This window comes from Cupriavidus sp. 05N38 (assembly GCF_056397345.1).
The window spans coordinates 135,541-151,190 of the sequence record NZ_JBFTNF010000008.1 but is presented as its reverse complement, the minus strand read 5'-3'; the positions used below and the strand labels follow the sequence as shown (position 1 = coordinate 151,190).

The following is a 15,650-nucleotide window of genomic DNA, read 5'->3' as shown; positions in this document are numbered from 1 at the left end:
TTCACCCCCGGCGAAGGCCAGGACCGTCCGCGTCGGTTTGCTCCTGGCGAAGGCCAGGATCGTCCCCGCCGCTTCGGCGGYGAAGGCGATGACCGCCAGCGCCGTTTCACCCCCGGCGAAGGCCAGGACCGTCCGCGTCGTTTTGCTCCTGGCGAAGGCCAGGATCGYCCYCGCCGCTTCGGTGGCGAAGGCGATGATCGCCAGCGCCGTTTCACTCCCGGCGAAGGCCAGGACCGTCCGCGTCGTTTTGCTCCTGGCGAAGGCCAGGATCGTCCCCGCCGCGTCAGTGGCGAAGGCGACGATCGCCAGCGCCGTTTCGGCCCGCGCGAAGGTGATGACCGTCCGCGCCGCTTCGCTCCCGGCGAAGGCCAGGACCGTCCCCGCCGCGTCAGTGGCGAAGGCGACGATCGCCAGCGCCGTTTCGGCCCGCGCGAAGGCGATGACCGTCCGCGCCGCTTCGCTCCCGGCGAAGGCCAGGACCGCCCCCGCCGCCCGTACGATGGTGGCCAGCGCGATAACCGCGGCAGCCGGCCCGAACGTGCGGAGCGCTCCGAGCGCCCGGCGCGTGCCGAGCGTCCCGCGCCCGCGGCGCAGGCACCGCGCGCCGAAGGCGGCGCCGACGGCCTGGTGCGCCTGTCCAAGCGCATGTCCGAACTGGGCCTGTGCTCGCGCCGCGAAGCCGACGAATGGATTCCGCGCGGCTGGGTACTGGTCGACGGCCAGCCCGTGACCGAACTCGGCTCGCGCGTCAGCCCGGACGCCAATATCGAAATCCACCAGGCCGCGCGCTCGGAGCAAGGCGAGCGCGTGACCGTGCTGCTGCACAAGCCGGTGGGCTATGTGTCGGGCCAGGCCGAGGACGGCTATGAGCCGGCCGCGGTGCTGTTCGCGCCGGAAAACCAGTGGGAGCAGGATCCCACCCACAAGCGCTTCGCGCCGTGGCAGCGCAAGAGCCTCGCCCCCGCCGGCCGCCTCGACATCGATTCCACCGGCCTGCTGGTGCTGACGCAGGACGGCCGCGTCGCGCGCCACCTGATCGGCGAGGACTCGACCGTGGAGAAGGAATACCTGGTGCGCGTGCAGTGGGAGTCGCCCGAAGGCCTGGTCGAGCGCAATATCTCGAACGTCTTCCCCGCCGAACTGATCGAGAAGCTGCGCCACGGCCTGTCGCTCGATGGCGAAGCGCTCAAGCCGGCCAAGGTGAGCTGGCAGAACGAGGAGCAGTTGCGCTTCGTGCTCCGCGAGGGCAAGAAACGCCAGATCCGCCGCATGTGCGAACAGGTCGGCCTCCAGGTGGTCGGCCTCAAGCGCGTGCGCATGGGCCGCATCGTGCTGGGCGACCTGCCGGTTGGCCAGTGGCGCTTCCTCGGCCCCTTCGAAAAGTTCTGAGCCCCGCGCCCTGAACTGAATACCGGCGGCCGTCCTGGCCGCCGGCACATCCCCGCAGACGCTCTTCAGCCAAGCCGCGCGCCGACCAGCGCCACGGCTTGCTGCCACACCTCGCGCTGGCGCCTCAGGTAATCCTGCGCGGCCGCGCCCGTCAACGCCACTGGCTCGGCACCATCCGCCTGCAAGCGCTGGCGCAAGGCCGGCGCCGCCATCACGCGGCCGAGGCGCGCGGCCAGCGCCGCGCGCCTCGGTGCCGCCCAGCTCGCCGGCGCAAGCACGCCGTACCAGGCTTGCTGGTCCATGCCGGCAATACCGGACTCGCCGAACGTCGCCACCTGCGGCGCCAGTGCGCTGCGCCGGCTGCCGGTCACGGCCAGCGCGCGCAGCCTGCCCTGGCGCACCAGCGGCAGCGCCGCCTGCAGCGTACTGACCAGCACGCTGACATGCCCGCCCTGCAGGTCGGTCATGGCGCGGGCGCTACCCGGGTAGGGAATATGCGTCATCTGCACGTCCGCCTGCCGGCATAGCAGCTCGCCGACCAGGTGCGCGCTCGACCCGATGCCGAGCGAGGCATAGCCGAGCTGGCCGGGGTGCCTGCGCGCCTCGTCCAGCAGCTCGGGCAGGCGCATGTCGGCGGTCGCGGTCAGCAGCACGTGCGGCGTGCTGGCGACGATGGCCAGCGGCACCAGGCCCGGGGCGAGCGCCTGCGGCGCCAGCAAGGGAGCGATGCTGACCGAGCCTACGGTGCCCAGCAGCAGCGTGGGGCGGTCCGCGGGCGCGCGAGCCGCCTCCTGCAATGCAATCTGCCCGGCTGCGCCGGGACGGTTCTCCACCACCGTGAGGCAGCCGTCCAGGCTGAGACTGTCCGCCACCAGCCGCGCCACGTGGTCCGCACCGCCGCCGGCGCCATAGCCCACCAGCAGGCGGCAGGCCGGCTCGGCGGCGTGCGCGGGATGCCGGTACAGGCCCAGCACGGCCAGCGCCGACAGGCCGGCCAGCGCGCCGAGCTGCCGGCGCCGCGCGGCGGAAGCCACGGACAAGGAGGGAGAAGACGGGCGCGCTGGCGACGGCGCAGTGCCGCGGCGCGGGCCCCTGGAGACATGCATGACGGCAGGAGAAAGGTGCGGCCGGCATCAGATGCCGGTGCCGGCGGGATGCGTCATGCTAGCACCGCCGCACCGCCCTGCCCGCCCGGGCAAACCCGGCGGCCGGGCGGCAGCCGCGCCGTGCTCTACAACTGCGGCGCGCGGCAGGCCGCGCCATTCGCGTTGGCCGATTCCGCCAGCCCGAACGCCGTCCTGGCCCCGCATTGCGAGCCGAGCATGCGTGCCTGGTCGTGGCCCACGCCCACCACCTCGAAGGCCTGGTGCCGCACCGGCGGCCGCTGGCTGCCAAGCCTGCCGCCCAGGTAGTTCTCGTAGCGCAGGTAGCCACGCGCGCGCTCCAGCCGCGTCGGCCCTTCGGCCTCGGCGCCGCAGGCCTTGTCGAGTACGCGGTGGTTGGGGTCGTTGTCGTTAGACCCGACCAGATAGGTCACCTGCCGCTGCAGGTAGCGGCGGAACAGCGCATCGCCGGTCGCGCCGCGCGCATACGGAACCATATCGAGCATGCCATAGCGGTACTTGTCGTAGTCCGCGCAGACGGACGTGTCATAGAGCGCGAAGCCCTTGCCGCTCGGCCGCTCCGGCGTGAAATAGAGATAGGACGAAGGATTCGCCACCACGTAGCGCAGGTCGGTGCCGCTGGCGCGGATGCGCTCGTCGACATTGTTCAGCACCGCATAGCGGTGCACCAGTTGCGCGCCGCCGGAATGGCCCGCCACGGTCACGCGCGTCACGCCGGGAAAGCGGGACTTGTCCGTGACCATGCCGACGAGGTCGTCCAGGACCTGCAGCGAACTGACCGAGAACGGGGCGTTGACGGCATTCTCGCCACCCATCCAGCCCTGCACGCTCCACACCGGCATGTCATCGAAACCCTTGCCCTTGGCCTGGTCCGGCGTCCCGGGGAAATTGGGCGCAAGCAGCAGCACCTCGTCTGGGTTGCGCCCGGTCTGCCTGAGCAGATCCGCGCCGGCCGCGAAGTAGTCGTCGCCGTTGCGTTGCAGCCCGTGCTGCACGAAGATCACCTCGCGGATGCCGCGCAGGTCGCCGTCGAGCGGATGGCTGGCGTAGACCGGGAAATCGTAGGCTTGCGCGCCGGCGCCCAGCCGTACGCGCTGCCAGTGCACGGCGGCGGTCTTGCCCGCCGCCGGCGCGGCGGAAGGGGCGGCTACCGCCGCACTGCCCTGGCCGGGCGCCGCGCAGCCGAACTGGGCTGCCGCCGCCAGCACGCTCAACGCGCACAGCGCGCGCCGCAATGTCTTCATGTCTTGTCTCCTGATGCCGTGGCGCCCCTGCGCCTGTTTTCGACGGCCATGGCCGATCATGCTAGGCCACCGCGGGCCGGATGTAAAATATATGCAAACATACAATGGCATATCTTATAAATATGCCTCGACACCCGCTCGCAAAGACTCGCATGGAACTGAGACACCTCCGCTATTTCCTCACCGTGGCCGAAACCGGCCATATCACGCGTGCCGCCGAGCAACTCGGCATCCAGCAGCCGCCGCTCTCGCAGCAACTCAAGGCGCTGGAAGCCGAACTTGGCGTGATCCTGTTCGAGCGCCAGCCGCGCGGCGTGGTGCTGACCGCGGCCGGACGCGCGTTGCGCGCCGACGTGCTGGATATCTTCGCGCGCCTGGAACAATCCCGCCAGCGCATGCAGCGCATGGCGCGCGGCGAGGAGGGCTCGCTCTCGGTCGGCTTCACCAGTTCGGCCGCGGCCCACAAGCTCACGCCCGAGGTCCTGCGTGCCTGCCGCCGCCAGCACCCCGGCATCGCGCTCAAGCTGAGCGAGAGCAACGCCGCCGAGGTCACCGAGCAGCTCGCCACCGGCTGCCTGGATGTCGCGCTGTTGCGCGCCCCGGTGGAACGCCCCGCCGGCCTGCGCTTCGACCTGCTGCTGGAAGAGGAAATGGTGATCGCGCTGCCGCTGGACCATCCCCTGCTGCGCAAGCGCGGCGGCCCGGCGCAGGGACCGATCTCCCTGCGCGCGCTGGCCGGCGACGATTTCATCCTGGTGCGGCGGCCCGGCGCGCCGGGCATGTACGGCGACCTGCTCAACGTATGCGAGCAGCTCGGCTTCACGCCCCACGTGGGCGCGGAAGTCGAGCGCATGCTGAGCAACCTCAACCTGGTGGCCGCGGGCGCGGGCGTGAGCGTGGTGCCAGCCTCGATGGCCGGCCTCAACCCGCACGGCGTGGCCTACCGTCCGATGCTCGAAGCCGACCGCCTGCGCGCCCCGCTCACGCTGGCCTACCGCGCGAGCGACGACGATCCTGCCTGCGCCGCGCTCGTCGCGCTGACCCACCGCATCGCGGCGCGCCACCGGCGCCGCGCGAAGCCCGCCGCGGGCAGCTGAAGCACCCGCAGCCATTCCCGGCCCGGACATGGGTCAATACAACAGGCCCAGCTCGAAGCTGCCGCTGCGCGTGCCGGACAGCACGCCACCGCTCGCGGTGTACGCCCCGCTCACCCCGCCCGTCGCGCCGATCACACCCAGCACCGGCTGGTTGTAAGCCAGCGCGCCGCTCGCGCTGCCGCGCGTGATGGCAAGGCCCGCCAGGTCGGCGTTGAGCTGCGTGCCGTCGCTCACGCTCACGCGATAGCTGCCGTCCGCGGCCCCCGCTGCCAGCGGCAGGCTGGCCGGCTGCGGCGCGTAGAACTGCATGCCGTAGCTTGTGGCCGATCGCGTCAGCACCAGCGGCACCGGCTTGCCGTTGACCATGCCGCTCACCAGCGAGCCGCTCAGCGTGCCGCCGCCCGCCGTGGGCGATCCACCCACGAAATAGTCGAAGGCATTGCGCGCGCTGTTCCAGCTGATATAGCCCTTGGTAGTCGCGGTGCAGGCCGCGTCGTAGGTGATGAAGCCGCCGGTGACCGGATCCGCGCAGGTCTGCCAGGTCGCCGCCGAGGACCGCAGCCGGGCCGAGCCGTTCACCATGCTGGCCGCGCCGCCCGCCACGGCATACTGGATGCCGTTGACGTTGTAGATGTCGGCCACCGCCTTGTAGTCGCTGCTGACGCTCTGGAAGGCCAGCAGCGGCGCGAAGCCGGCGCCTGCCGCGTTGGCCACGCCGCCCAGCATGACACCGCCGCCGGTGAGCGTGAACAAGGCCCCGTTCTCGCCACTGGCGAAAGTGCAGCCGCCCTGCGCCACCAGCTTGCCGCTGCGCGCGGTGCCGGCGGCACGCTGCAGGCTGGCGTCGACGGTCACGGTGTAGTCCAGCGTGGCCGGATCCAGCCGCACCGTCAGCTCCTCGCCAAGCATATTGCCGCCCTTGTAGTTCGTCACCGCGGACGGCAGGTTCAGGCAAGCCTGCGGCGGCCCGCTGGCGCCCGCGCAGCTGTAGTTGATGGCGGCGTCCATGCTGCCCGATCCCTTGTACTTCGGCCACGACGGGTACTGGCACAGCGGCCGCGCGCGGCCATAGGTCTGGGCATTGGTATCCATCACCGTGCGGGTGCCCGGCGCCACGCCCTGCTCGACCCAGTTCTCCAGCGCGGTCAGCGAGTTCCACGCCGGCAGGAAACTGCCGGTGCCATGGCCCATGCCGGGCACGGTGTAGAAGCGGATGCCCTGGTCCACCGCGGCCTGCCCCATGCGCCCCGTCACTGCCTGGAACCAGGCGATGGTGGAGTTCGGGCTGATCACCTCGTCGGCCAGGCCGTGCAGCAGGATCAGCCGGCCGCCGTGGCCGAGGAAGCCGGACAGGTCCGGATTGGTGGCGTCGGTCAGCGCCGAGACCTGCTGCACGCGCGCGACATGGGCGCCCGGGCTGGCGGGATCGAAGGTCAGCGTGTCGAAGCCGGGCACGCGCGTGACGAAGTACTTCACCCACTGGTCGCCGGTCAGGTAGACGTTGGCGTCCGCCGTGGTGGCCGGATTCCCCGGCACCGGCCGCGTACCCAGGTCACGCGTGGTGAACGGCCCCGCCACCAGCGCACCTTCGAGCAGGTTGTAGCCGCCCGCCACGGTCACGCCGTTGGCGATCGGGTAGCTCAGTTGCAGCGGGTTTTCGATGGTCTTGACGGTGTCGATCTGTGCGTCGGACAGGCAGGTGTCGCCGGTATCGGTGCCGCCCGGGCAACGCAGGCTGGCCAGCACCTGCAGCGATCCCACGCGGCAGCCCTCCACATTGCTGACCACCTGGTCGGCCGCGCCGTCGAGCTTGTCGCAGACGGCCATGGCCGCGCCCTGCACCAGCAACGTCTTGTTGATATTGAGCCAGCCCGCGCCGCCGTTGCGGTAGAGCGCACGGCCCACCGCCACGTTCGACAGGCGCGTGCCGGTGTAGTTGAGCGCAGGCTCGTTGGCGATCACCCCATCGTAATCCGCCGGCCAGCGCTGGATGTAGCTGAGCGCGTCGCGCCCGCCGGTGGAAGTGCCGAGGAAGTAGGCACGATCCGGCGCACGGCCGTAGCGCTGCCTGAGCAGGGCCAGCGCGGCGTCGTGGGTCTTCTTGAGCGTGTCGCCGCCGTAGTTGGCCAGCGCCTCGTCATTGGCGGCGAAGGCACCGTCGGTGATGCTGCCGCTCTGGTGGCCGGAATCGTCGCCCCAGGTGGCGTAGCCGCGCGCCACGGGCGCCGGGTCGTCCGGCAGCGCGAAGCGCACCGTCTCCGTGCCGTCGATCAGCTTGCCGTCGAAGCCCCCGCCGCCGAACTGGATGGCCTTGCCGTTCCAGGCCGTCGGCAGGTTGAGGGCGAAATTGATCCTGGGCGCGCTCGCGTCCACGGGCAGGATCTGCCCGCGTACCGCGCAGTACTCGCCCAGCGTATTGCCGGCCGCGTCGGCGGCTATCAGCACGGCGCTGGCCACCTGCGCGCCGCCGCTGGCCAGCGCCAGGGCCGATGCGGGCAGGCTGGCACTGGCCAGCGCCGTGCAGGCATCCAGCGGCGACAGGGACGGCGCGCCGGGAACCATCGGCGTGCCGGGCGCGTCGCCGCCGGCCGTGCTGCCCGGCACCGTCGACAGCGAGCTTGCGGGATCGTCCCCGCCGCAGCCGGCCAGCAGCAAGCTGGCCGACATGGCGACGATCAACACCGGCCACGCCAGTGCGCGGCCACCACGAACGGTCTTCATCTGGTCTCCTCCAAGGCTCCCGGTTGGAATGGCCCGGGATGTGGAGCGAGACGGTAGCACCGGCGTTGCCGCAGGTAAAATATATGGATATTGCCGTTTCCATATCTGTTAAATATGGATTTGGCATGGGACGGGCTGGCTTTGGCCTTGTGGCTGAAAGGCCGGGCCTGTGTGGGTGTGGGGCTGGAGGCTGGCTCGATGAGCAGCCCATGATGGATGAACTCGCTACGGAGCGCCTGGCAACCCTCGACCGAGGCGGCCGCCACGATGCCGCCCAGGCAGCAATGCCAGCAGAACCACCGGGGCGGCTGCGCTCAAGACGTCCGGCCTTCGATCCTCAAGCGCCCGGGAAGCCATCCTGCCTTCCCGGACAACCTCAATCATCGCTATTGGGTGGCAAATCCGGAAACAACACCTCCGTAAATCCAAACCGCGTAAAGTCCTTCACCCGCATCGGGTACAAGACCCCCTGCAAGTGATCGCACTCATGCTGCACCACGCGCGCATGGAAATCCTCGGCAACGCGCTCGATGGGTGCCCCCATGATGTCGAAACCGGTGTATTTCAGCCGCGTATAGCGCGGCACCACGCCGCGCAGTCCCGGCACGGACAGGCAGCCTTCCCAGCCATCTTCCTGCTCATCGCCAAGCGGCGTCAGCACCGGGTTGATCAGCACGGTCTTGGGCACGGTCGGCGCATCCGGGTAGCGCGGATTGCGGTCGAAGCCGAAGATCACGACCTGCAGGTCCACGCCGATCTGCGGCGCGGCCAGGCCGGCGCCGTTGGCATGGTCCATGGTGTCGAACATGTCGTCGATCAGCGTACGCAGTTCGGGTGTGTTGAAACGCGTGACGGGGCGTGCCACCTGCAGCAGCCGCGGGTCGCCCATCTTGAGAATGTCGCGGATCATGGTTGTTCTCCGGTTCCGGCCTCGGCCAGCAAGGCCAGCATGGCGGCCTCGTCCAGCACGGGCACGCCGAGCGCCTCGGCTTTTTCAAGTTTGCTGCCGGCTTCCGCGCCGGCCACCACATAGTCTGTCTTCTTCGACACCGAGCCGGCCACCTTGGCGCCGGCCGCTTCCAGCCTTTCCTTGGCGTCCTCGCGCGACAGCGTGGGCAGCGTGCCGGTCAGCACGAAGGTCTTGCCGGCCAGCGGCGCCGGCGCGGCGCGGGCGGCCGGCTCGCTCTCCGTCCAGTGCACGCCGGCCGCGCGCAGCTGCTCGATGACTTCCRCGTTGTGCGGCTCGGCAAGGAAGCCGGCGATGGATTGCGCGACCACCGGCCCCACGTCGTTGACCTCCAGCAAGGCCGCTTCGTCGGCTGCCATCAGGTTGTCGAGCTTGCCGAAGTGCTTGGCCAGGTCCTTGGCCGTGGCTTCGCCCACGTGGCGGATGCCGAGCGCGAACACGAAGCGGTTGAGCGTGGTCTGGCGCGAAGTCTCGATGGCCGCCACCAGGTTGGTGGCCGACTTGTCGGCCATGCGCTCCAGCGCGGCCAGCTTGGCCACGCCGAGCTTGTACAGGTCGGCCGGCGTATGCACGATGCCGTGGTCCACCAGTTGCTCGACCACCTTGTCGCCGAGGCCTTCGATATCCATGGCGCGGCGCTGCGCGAAATGCAGCAGCGCCTGCTTGCGCTGGGCGGCGCAGATCAGTCCGCCCGTGCAGCGCGCGATCACCTCGCCTTCGAGCTTCTCGATATGCGAACCGCACACCGGGCAGGCCGTGGGCATGACAAAGGCACGCGCATCGGCGGGCCGGCGTTCCGCCACCACCGCCACCACTTCGGGAATCACGTCGCCGGCGCGCCGCACGATCACGGTATCGCCGATATGCACATCCTTGCGGCGGATCTCGTCCTCGTTGTGCAGCGTGGCATTGGTCACGGTGACGCCGCCGACGAACACCGGCGCCAGCCGCGCCACCGGCGTGATGGCACCGGTACGGCCGACCTGCACTTCGATGTCCTCGACCACCGTGGTCATTTCCTGCGCCGGGAACTTGTGCGCCAGCGCGAAGCGCGGCGCGCGCGAGACAAAGCCCAGCCGTTCCTGCTCGGCCAGCACATTGACCTTGTACACCACGCCGTCGATGTCATACGGCAGCGACGCACGGCGTTCGCCCACGCCGCGATAGAAATCCAGCAGCCCCTGCGCGCCGCGCACCACGGCGCGCTCGGCGCAGACCGGCATGCCGAGCGCGGCGAACCAGTCCAGCATGGCACTGTGCGTCTCGGGGCGTGGCCCACCCTGCAGCTCGCCCAGCCCGTAGGCGAAGAACGACAAGGGGCGCCTGGCAGTGATGCGCGGATCGAGCTGGCGCAGGCTGCCGGCCGCGGCATTGCGCGGATTGACGAAGGTCTTTTCCTCGGCCTCGGCCTGCCGGGCGTTGAGCTTGTCGAAATCGCGGCGGTACATGAACACCTCGCCGCGCACTTCCAGCACGGCCGGCAGCGATGCCGCATCGCCGCGCAAGCGCAGCGGAATGGCCTTGATGGTGCGCACGTTGGCGGTCACGTCCTCGCCGGTCTCGCCGTCGCCGCGCGTGGCGGCCTGTACCAGGCGGCCACCCTCGTAGCGCAGCGACATGGCCAGGCCATCGAACTTCAGCTCGGCGGCGTATTCCACCGCTTCGACGGCGCTGAACAGGTCCACGGCGCCTTCGGCCTGCGCGGGGCGCCCCAGGCCCTGCGCGCAGCGACGGTCGAAACCGAGCACGTCGTCGTCCTCGAACGCATTGTTGAGCGACAGCATCGGGATGGCGTGGCGCACCGTGTCGAAAGCCGACAGCGGCTGGCCGCCCACGCGTTGCGTGGGCGACTCCGGCGTCAGCAGGTCGGGATGGGCCGTCTCGATGTCCTGCAGCTCGCGGAACAGCGCGTCGTAGTCCGCATCGGGAATCGACGGCGCGTCGAGCACGTAATACTGGTAGTTATGGCGCTCGAGCTCGGCGCGCAGCCAGTCGGCGCGCGCGGCTGGAGAATCGCCGGCAGGCGCGGGGGCTTGCGCCGCCGCACCGTCTCGTTTGGGACTCATATTGTATTTCCGGATCCGTTGCCGGTCAGGGGCTGAAAATCACAGGCAGAAAATCACAGGCTGAACAAGCGCAGCGCCACCGGCGAGCCGGCAGGCATGCCGCGTGCCTCGAGCTTGTCGTAGAGCGCTTGCAGGTGGCCGAAGATGGCGACGAAGGATGCCTCGCTCAGCGGATGCATATTGTCGTCCACCAATTGTGCGCCCATGCGCTGCGCCAGGCTGTAGCCATACTCGCAGACGGTCTTGAACGGCTTGGTCGCCTGTGCCGCTGACGGTACGTCGAGCAGCAACGTGATCTGGCGGCCGGCCTTGGCGGTGAGATCGTCGCGCAGGAAGTTGGTGTCGCCGAACTGCAGCGTGAACAGGGCGCGCTGCATGCCGTCCGGGCCCGGCTGGTAGCGCGTGAAGCGGGTACCGTCGCGCGACAGCACCAGGCCGTCCTGCGTGGCCACGGTCTGCACGTAGGCAGCCGACCACGGCGCGCCGTCGGAGATCACGTTGACGCCGAGCTGCACGTCGCAGCTGGCGGCAAAGGCGTCCAGTTCGCGGCCATTGGCCACGGTCTCGCTCATGTCGGGCAGCCCGGCCGAGGCGTCGAGCGACTCGGCCAGCGCTTCCACCGCGTTGACGAACTCGGAGAATTCGAGCGCGTTGAGCGCGCCGCCGCGATTGGCCAGCTGCACCGCCACCTGCAGGTCTTCGTACTGGTGGCCGGCGGTGACCGCTTCCCAGGCATTGGACTCGGCGCGCAGCCCTTCCAGGTGCACCTGCTTGGTGCCGGCGCGGCGCAGGCGGCCGGTCAGCGGCAGGATGCGGTCGCCGGACTGCTTGCGCTCCAGGTGCAGCGGCACGATGCAGTCGATCAGCGGATCGATGACGGCCGGCGCGGGCTGGCCGTCGGCCACCAGCGGCTCGGGCTCGCGCGCAGCGGGTTTTGCTTGCTCGCGCGGTGCGGCAGGCGCCTCGGCGGCGGGCACGGTATCGTCCTCCGCCTCGGCGTGCGCGGCGTGCGCATGCTCGTCCGCCGCCCCGGCCTGCGATGCTGCATGGGGGGCCGCTTGCGAGGTCGCAGCGGAAGTGGCCTGGGCTGCCACATCGCCAGGCTCGCGCTGCGCATGCGCGGACGCCGGCGCGGCAGCGATGGCCAGTTCGTCGGCAACGATCTCGTCGGCGTCCGCCGTCGCCGCGGACGCGGCGGCCATGCTCGCCGCCACGGCGGCGGCATCCGGCGGCGACGTCCCCAGCGTGGGTTCGCGCCGCTCGGGCTGGCGGTCTGCCGGGGCCTCGTGCAGCTTGGCGTGGACTTCCGGCGTCACCACCGGATTGACCACCGGCTCGCGCATCGGCGGCAGGTCGTCTTCGGGCTGCAGCGCGCGCGGGCGGCGTGCCTTGCGGATCTGCCACTGGTTATAGGCCACGACCAGCAGCAGCAGGACCACGCCTGCGACGATGAGGGCAGTCTGTAGCGTCATGCTGCCTCCGCCATCGAGATCGCTGCGTCCATGTCCACCGCGACGATACGCGACACGCCCTGCTCCTGCATCGTCACGCCAATCAACTGATGTGCCATTTCCATTGCGATCTTGTTGTGGGAAATGAAGACAAACTGGGTCTTGTCGGACATGCGCGCCACCATATTGGCGTAGCGCTCGGTATTGGCGTCGTCCAGCGGCGCGTCCACCTCGTCGAGCAGGCAGAACGGCGCCGGGTTGAGCTGGAACATGGCGAACACCAGCGCAATCGCCGTGAGCGCCTTCTCGCCGCCCGACAGCAGGTGGATGGTGGAGTTCTTCTTGCCCGGGGGCTGTGCCATCACCTGCACGCCGGCGTCGAGGATTTCGTCGCCGGTCATGATGAGCTTGGCCTGGCCGCCACCGAACAGCGACGGGAACAGCTCGCCGAAGTGGTGGTTGACCTGGTCGAAGGTGCCCTGCAGCATCGCGCGGGTTTCCTGGTCGATCTTGTGGATCGCATCTTCCAGCGTGGTGATGGCGTCGAGCAGGTCGGCCGACTGCGCATCGAGGAAGGTCTTGCGCTCGCGCGCCGCGGCCAGTTCGTCGAGCGCGGCCATGTTGACCGGGCCCAGCGCGTTGATCGCGTTGTTCAGGCGCGTGACTTCGCCCTGCAGGTAGGAAGGCTTGAGGTCCGGCGAGAGCTTTTCGGCCAGCGCGGCTTCATCGACCTCGGCCGTGGTCAGTTGCTCGCTGAACTGCTCCTGGTTCAGGCGCGCGGCCTGTTCCTTGAGCTGGTACTCGGTGATGCGGTCGCGCAGCGGCTGCAGGCTGCGCTCGGCGGCCAGGCGCTGGTCGTCGTACTGGCGCAGTTGCGCCGACAGCGCATCGAGCTCGGTGCGGGCGAGCTGGAGCTTTTCTTCCTTCTCGGCGCGGCGCTCCAGCGCTTCCTGCAGGCCGGTGTGGGCGGTCTGCTCGTTGATGGTCTCCAGCTCGGCGCGCGCGTCTTCCAGCGACTGTTCGAGCCGTTCGGACTGGTCCCCCGCGGTCTGGATATTGCGGCGCAGCTCCTCGATGCGGTTGGCCAGGTTGCGCTCGGCGAACAGCGCTTCCTGCGCGGCGCGCTCGAAATCGCGCAACTGGTGGCGGGCCGACGACAGCTTGCTGTCCAGCGCTTCGAAGGCCATCTGGTGGTCTTCGTGGGTGGCCTGCATCTCGGCCAGCGCGGCGTCGTGCTGCTCGAAGCTGGCCTCGGATTCGGCGCGGATGGCGCGTTGCTCCTCGATCTGCGCGCGGATCTCGTCGAGTTCCTCGCGGATCTGTCCGCTGCGCGCGGCGTAGCGCTCCATCGCCTGCGACAGCTTGAGCACGTCCATCTGCAGCGCGTGCACGCGGCGGGTGGCCTGCTCGCTGCGGCTGCGCGCATCGATCAGCACGGCGCTGGCGTGGGTGTAGGCCGCCTCGGCGCGCACGGCCTGGGACTTGGCCTCGTCCGCCAGCAGCATCTGCGCGCGAGCCTGCTTCTGCAGGTTCTCGATCTCCTGCTCGCGGGCCAGCATGCCGGCCTGCTCGGAATCGGCGGCGTACAGCTGCACCGAACTGCGGCCGACCAGGTGACCCTCGGCCACCACGAAGCTGGCGCCCTCGGGCAGCGTGCCGCGTGCGGCCATGGCCTGGGCCATGTCGGTGGCGGTGTAGATATCGGCCAGCCAGTCCTGCATCACGGCGCGGATGCCGGGCTCGGTGATCTGCACCAGCGCCATCAGCGGGCGCAGGCCGGCCGGGGTTTCCTGCGGGCGCGCGGCCGGCGGCGGCGAATAGAAGGCCAGCTTGGCGGGCGGCGCGTCGGACAGGAAGGACTTGATCCAGTCCAGGTTGGAGACTTCCAGCGCGGCGAGCTTTTCGCGCAGCACGGATTCCAGCGCGTTTTCCCAGCCCGGCTCGATATGGAGCTTCTTCCACAGGCGCGGCAGTTCGGCCAGGCCATGCTTGGCCAGCCAGGGCTGCACCTTGCCTTCGGTCTGCACGCTCTCCTGGAGCTGCCTGAGCGCGGACAGGCGCGCTTCCAGCGAGGAGATCGCGGCAGCCTCGCTCTGCACGCGCGCCTGCGCGGCGCGGCGCTCGCCGTCCAGGCGCGGCACGCTTTCCTCGGCATCGGCCAGGATCGCCTGCGTTTCTTCCTGCACGGCCTCCTGCTCGGCCAGCTCGGCGCGCAGTTCTTCCAGGCGCACTTCGTCGGGGCGGTCGAGACCCTTTTCCTCGCCGGACAGGCGCTCGCGGCGCTGCTCGAGCTGCTGCAGCATCTGGTCGGCGCTGCGCTGCTGCGCGGCTTCGAGCTTGAGGGCCTGCTCGGCCTGCATGATGCTGGCGCGCTGCTCGTTGGAGAGCGTCTGGGCATCGCGCCACTGGGCTTCCAGCGTGGGCAGTTCGTCGGTCTTGTGGGCCACCGCTTCCTGGGCTTCGACCGTGCGGCCTTCGGCCACGGCCAGCTCTTCCTCGGCCTGGGCCAGGCCGTCGGTGGCCTGCTCGGATTTGCCCTGCCACTGCTCGCGCTGCGCGCTCAGCGCGGCGATCTGCGCCTGCACGCGGTTGCGCGACTCCACCACATAGCGGATCTCGGCTTCGAGCTTGCTGACTTCGCCGTTGGCTTCATACAGCGCGCCCTGCGCGCTGTGCATGTTGTCCGAGGCCGCGTAATGCGCAGCGCGCATGGTTTCGAGCTCCGCCTCGACGTGGCGCAGCTGCGCGGTCTGCGCTTCCAGGTCGATCTGGGCCTGCTCGATGGCGCGCTGGTGGCGCTCCTGCTCGGCTTGCGCCTCGTTCTTGCGCAGCAGCCACAGCAGGTGCTGCTTTTCCTCGCCGTCGGCCTGCAGGGTCTTGAAGCGCTGGGCCACTTCGGCCTGGCCTTCGAGCTTCTCCAGGTTGGCGCCGAGCTCGCGCAGGATGTCTTCGACGCGGGTCAGGTTCTCGCGCGTGTCGGACAGGCGGCTTTCGGTCTCGCGGCGGCGCTCCTTGTACTTGGAAACGCCGGCCGCTTCTTCCAGGAAGATCCGCATGTCATCGGGCTTGGCCTCGATGATGCGGGAGATCATGCCCTGGCCGATGATGGCGTAGGCGCGCGGGCCGAGGCCGGTACCCAGGAAGATGTCCTGGATGTCGCGCCGGCGCACCGCCTGGTTGTTGATGTAGTACGAAGAGGTGCCGTCGCGGGTCAGCACCCGCTTGACGGCGATCTCGGCGTACTGGCTCCATTGCCCGGCGGCACGCCCTTCGGGGTTGTCGAACACCAGCTCGACGCTGGCGCGGCCGGCCTGCTTGCGGGCGGTCGAGCCATTGAAGATGACGTCCTGCATGGACTCGCCGCGCAGTTCGGATGCGCGTGACTCGCCCAGCACCCAGCGCACCGCATCGATGATGTTCGATTTGCCGCAGCCGTTGGGACCGACGATGCCGACCAGCTGGCCGGGCACTTGAAAATTGGTGGGATCGACGAAGGACTTGAAGCCCGCCAGCTTGATCGAGGACAGTCGCACGGTTGGTCGTGGGGTATCTAGGGTATTGCAGCGTTCAGGAAAGGCGGGACAGCGCAGA

General features: G+C 69.6%; 9 protein-coding genes. 2 read left to right on the top strand and 7 right to left on the bottom strand.

Annotated elements, in window-relative coordinates; translation table 11 throughout:
• On the top strand, nt 1-1,389 hold a 1,389-nt coding region (locus tag AC1DK4_RS08475), incomplete at its 5' end, for a pseudouridine synthase (RefSeq protein WP_477131470.1).
• 65 nt (nt 1,390-1,454) lie between these two features.
• On the opposite strand, the gene AC1DK4_RS08470 is transcribed toward AC1DK4_RS08475, so the two are convergent.
• Both AC1DK4_RS08470 and AC1DK4_RS08465 read right to left on the bottom strand, forming a co-directional pair.
• A complete protein-coding gene (locus AC1DK4_RS08470; protein WP_441613575.1) occupies nt 1,455-2,423 on the bottom strand; it encodes a Bug family tripartite tricarboxylate transporter substrate binding protein in 969 nt (322 codons plus the stop codon).
• A 197-nt stretch (nt 2,424-2,620) separates the two neighbouring features.
• On the bottom strand, nt 2,621-3,757 hold the full coding sequence (locus AC1DK4_RS08465) for a hypothetical protein (protein WP_441613471.1): 1,137 nt from the start codon (nt 3,755-3,757) through the stop codon (nt 2,621-2,623).
• A gap of 152 nt (nt 3,758-3,909) precedes the next feature.
• Between AC1DK4_RS08465 and AC1DK4_RS08460 the strand changes: the two genes are divergently transcribed.
• Entirely contained in the window at nt 3,910-4,854 is a 945-nt protein-coding gene (locus AC1DK4_RS08460; protein ID WP_441613470.1) for a LysR family transcriptional regulator, read from the top strand.
• A gap of 33 nt (nt 4,855-4,887) precedes the next feature.
• Here AC1DK4_RS08460 and AC1DK4_RS08455 read toward each other — a convergent pair whose 3' ends face one another.
• From AC1DK4_RS08455 to smc, 5 genes are all read right to left on the bottom strand, one after another.
• Entirely contained in the window at nt 4,888-7,575 is a 2,688-nt protein-coding gene (locus tag AC1DK4_RS08455) for a tannase/feruloyl esterase family alpha/beta hydrolase (RefSeq protein WP_441613469.1), read from the bottom strand.
• Nucleotides 7,576-7,951: 376 nt separating this feature from the next.
• A complete protein-coding gene (gene def / locus AC1DK4_RS08450; RefSeq protein ID WP_441613468.1) occupies nt 7,952-8,485 on the bottom strand; it encodes a peptide deformylase in 534 nt (177 codons plus the stop codon).
• The gene (gene ligA / locus AC1DK4_RS08445; RefSeq protein ID WP_477131469.1) at nt 8,482-10,608 is read right to left on the bottom strand and encodes an NAD-dependent DNA ligase LigA; all 2,127 of its coding nucleotides are present in this window, start codon (nt 10,606-10,608) and stop codon (nt 8,482-8,484) included. Before ligA ends, def begins: the two co-directional genes overlap by 4 nt.
• A 53-nt stretch (nt 10,609-10,661) precedes the next feature.
• Entirely contained in the window at nt 10,662-12,080 is a 1,419-nt protein-coding gene (locus AC1DK4_RS08440) for a cell division protein ZipA C-terminal FtsZ-binding domain-containing protein (protein WP_441613466.1), read from the bottom strand.
• Nucleotides 12,077-15,592 carry a chromosome segregation protein SMC gene (smc, locus tag AC1DK4_RS08435; RefSeq protein ID WP_441613465.1) on the bottom strand — a complete coding sequence of 1,172 codons (3,516 nt, stop codon included), beginning with the start codon at nt 15,590-15,592 and terminating at the stop codon, nt 12,077-12,079. The genes AC1DK4_RS08440 and smc overlap by 4 nt, the downstream gene beginning before the upstream one ends.
• Between the last annotated feature and the right edge of the window lie 58 nt (nt 15,593-15,650).

Bases quoted from the DNA above. Each gene is read 5' to 3' on its own strand.
- AC1DK4_RS08465 (WP_441613471.1), bottom strand. From the start codon at position 3,757: ATGAAGACATTGCGGCGCGCGCTGTGCGCGTTGAGCGTGCTGGCGGCG.
- AC1DK4_RS08460 (WP_441613470.1), top strand. From the start codon at position 3,910: ATGGAACTGAGACACCTCCGCTATTTCCTCACCGTGGCCGAAACCGGC.
- AC1DK4_RS08455 (WP_441613469.1), bottom strand. From the start codon at position 7,575: ATGAAGACCGTTCGTGGTGGCCGCGCACTGGCGTGGCCGGTGTTGATC.
- def (WP_441613468.1), bottom strand. From the start codon at position 8,485: ATGATCCGCGACATTCTCAAGATGGGCGACCCGCGGCTGCTGCAGGTG.
- AC1DK4_RS08440 (WP_441613466.1), bottom strand. From the start codon at position 12,080: ATGACGCTACAGACTGCCCTCATCGTCGCAGGCGTGGTCCTGCTGCTG.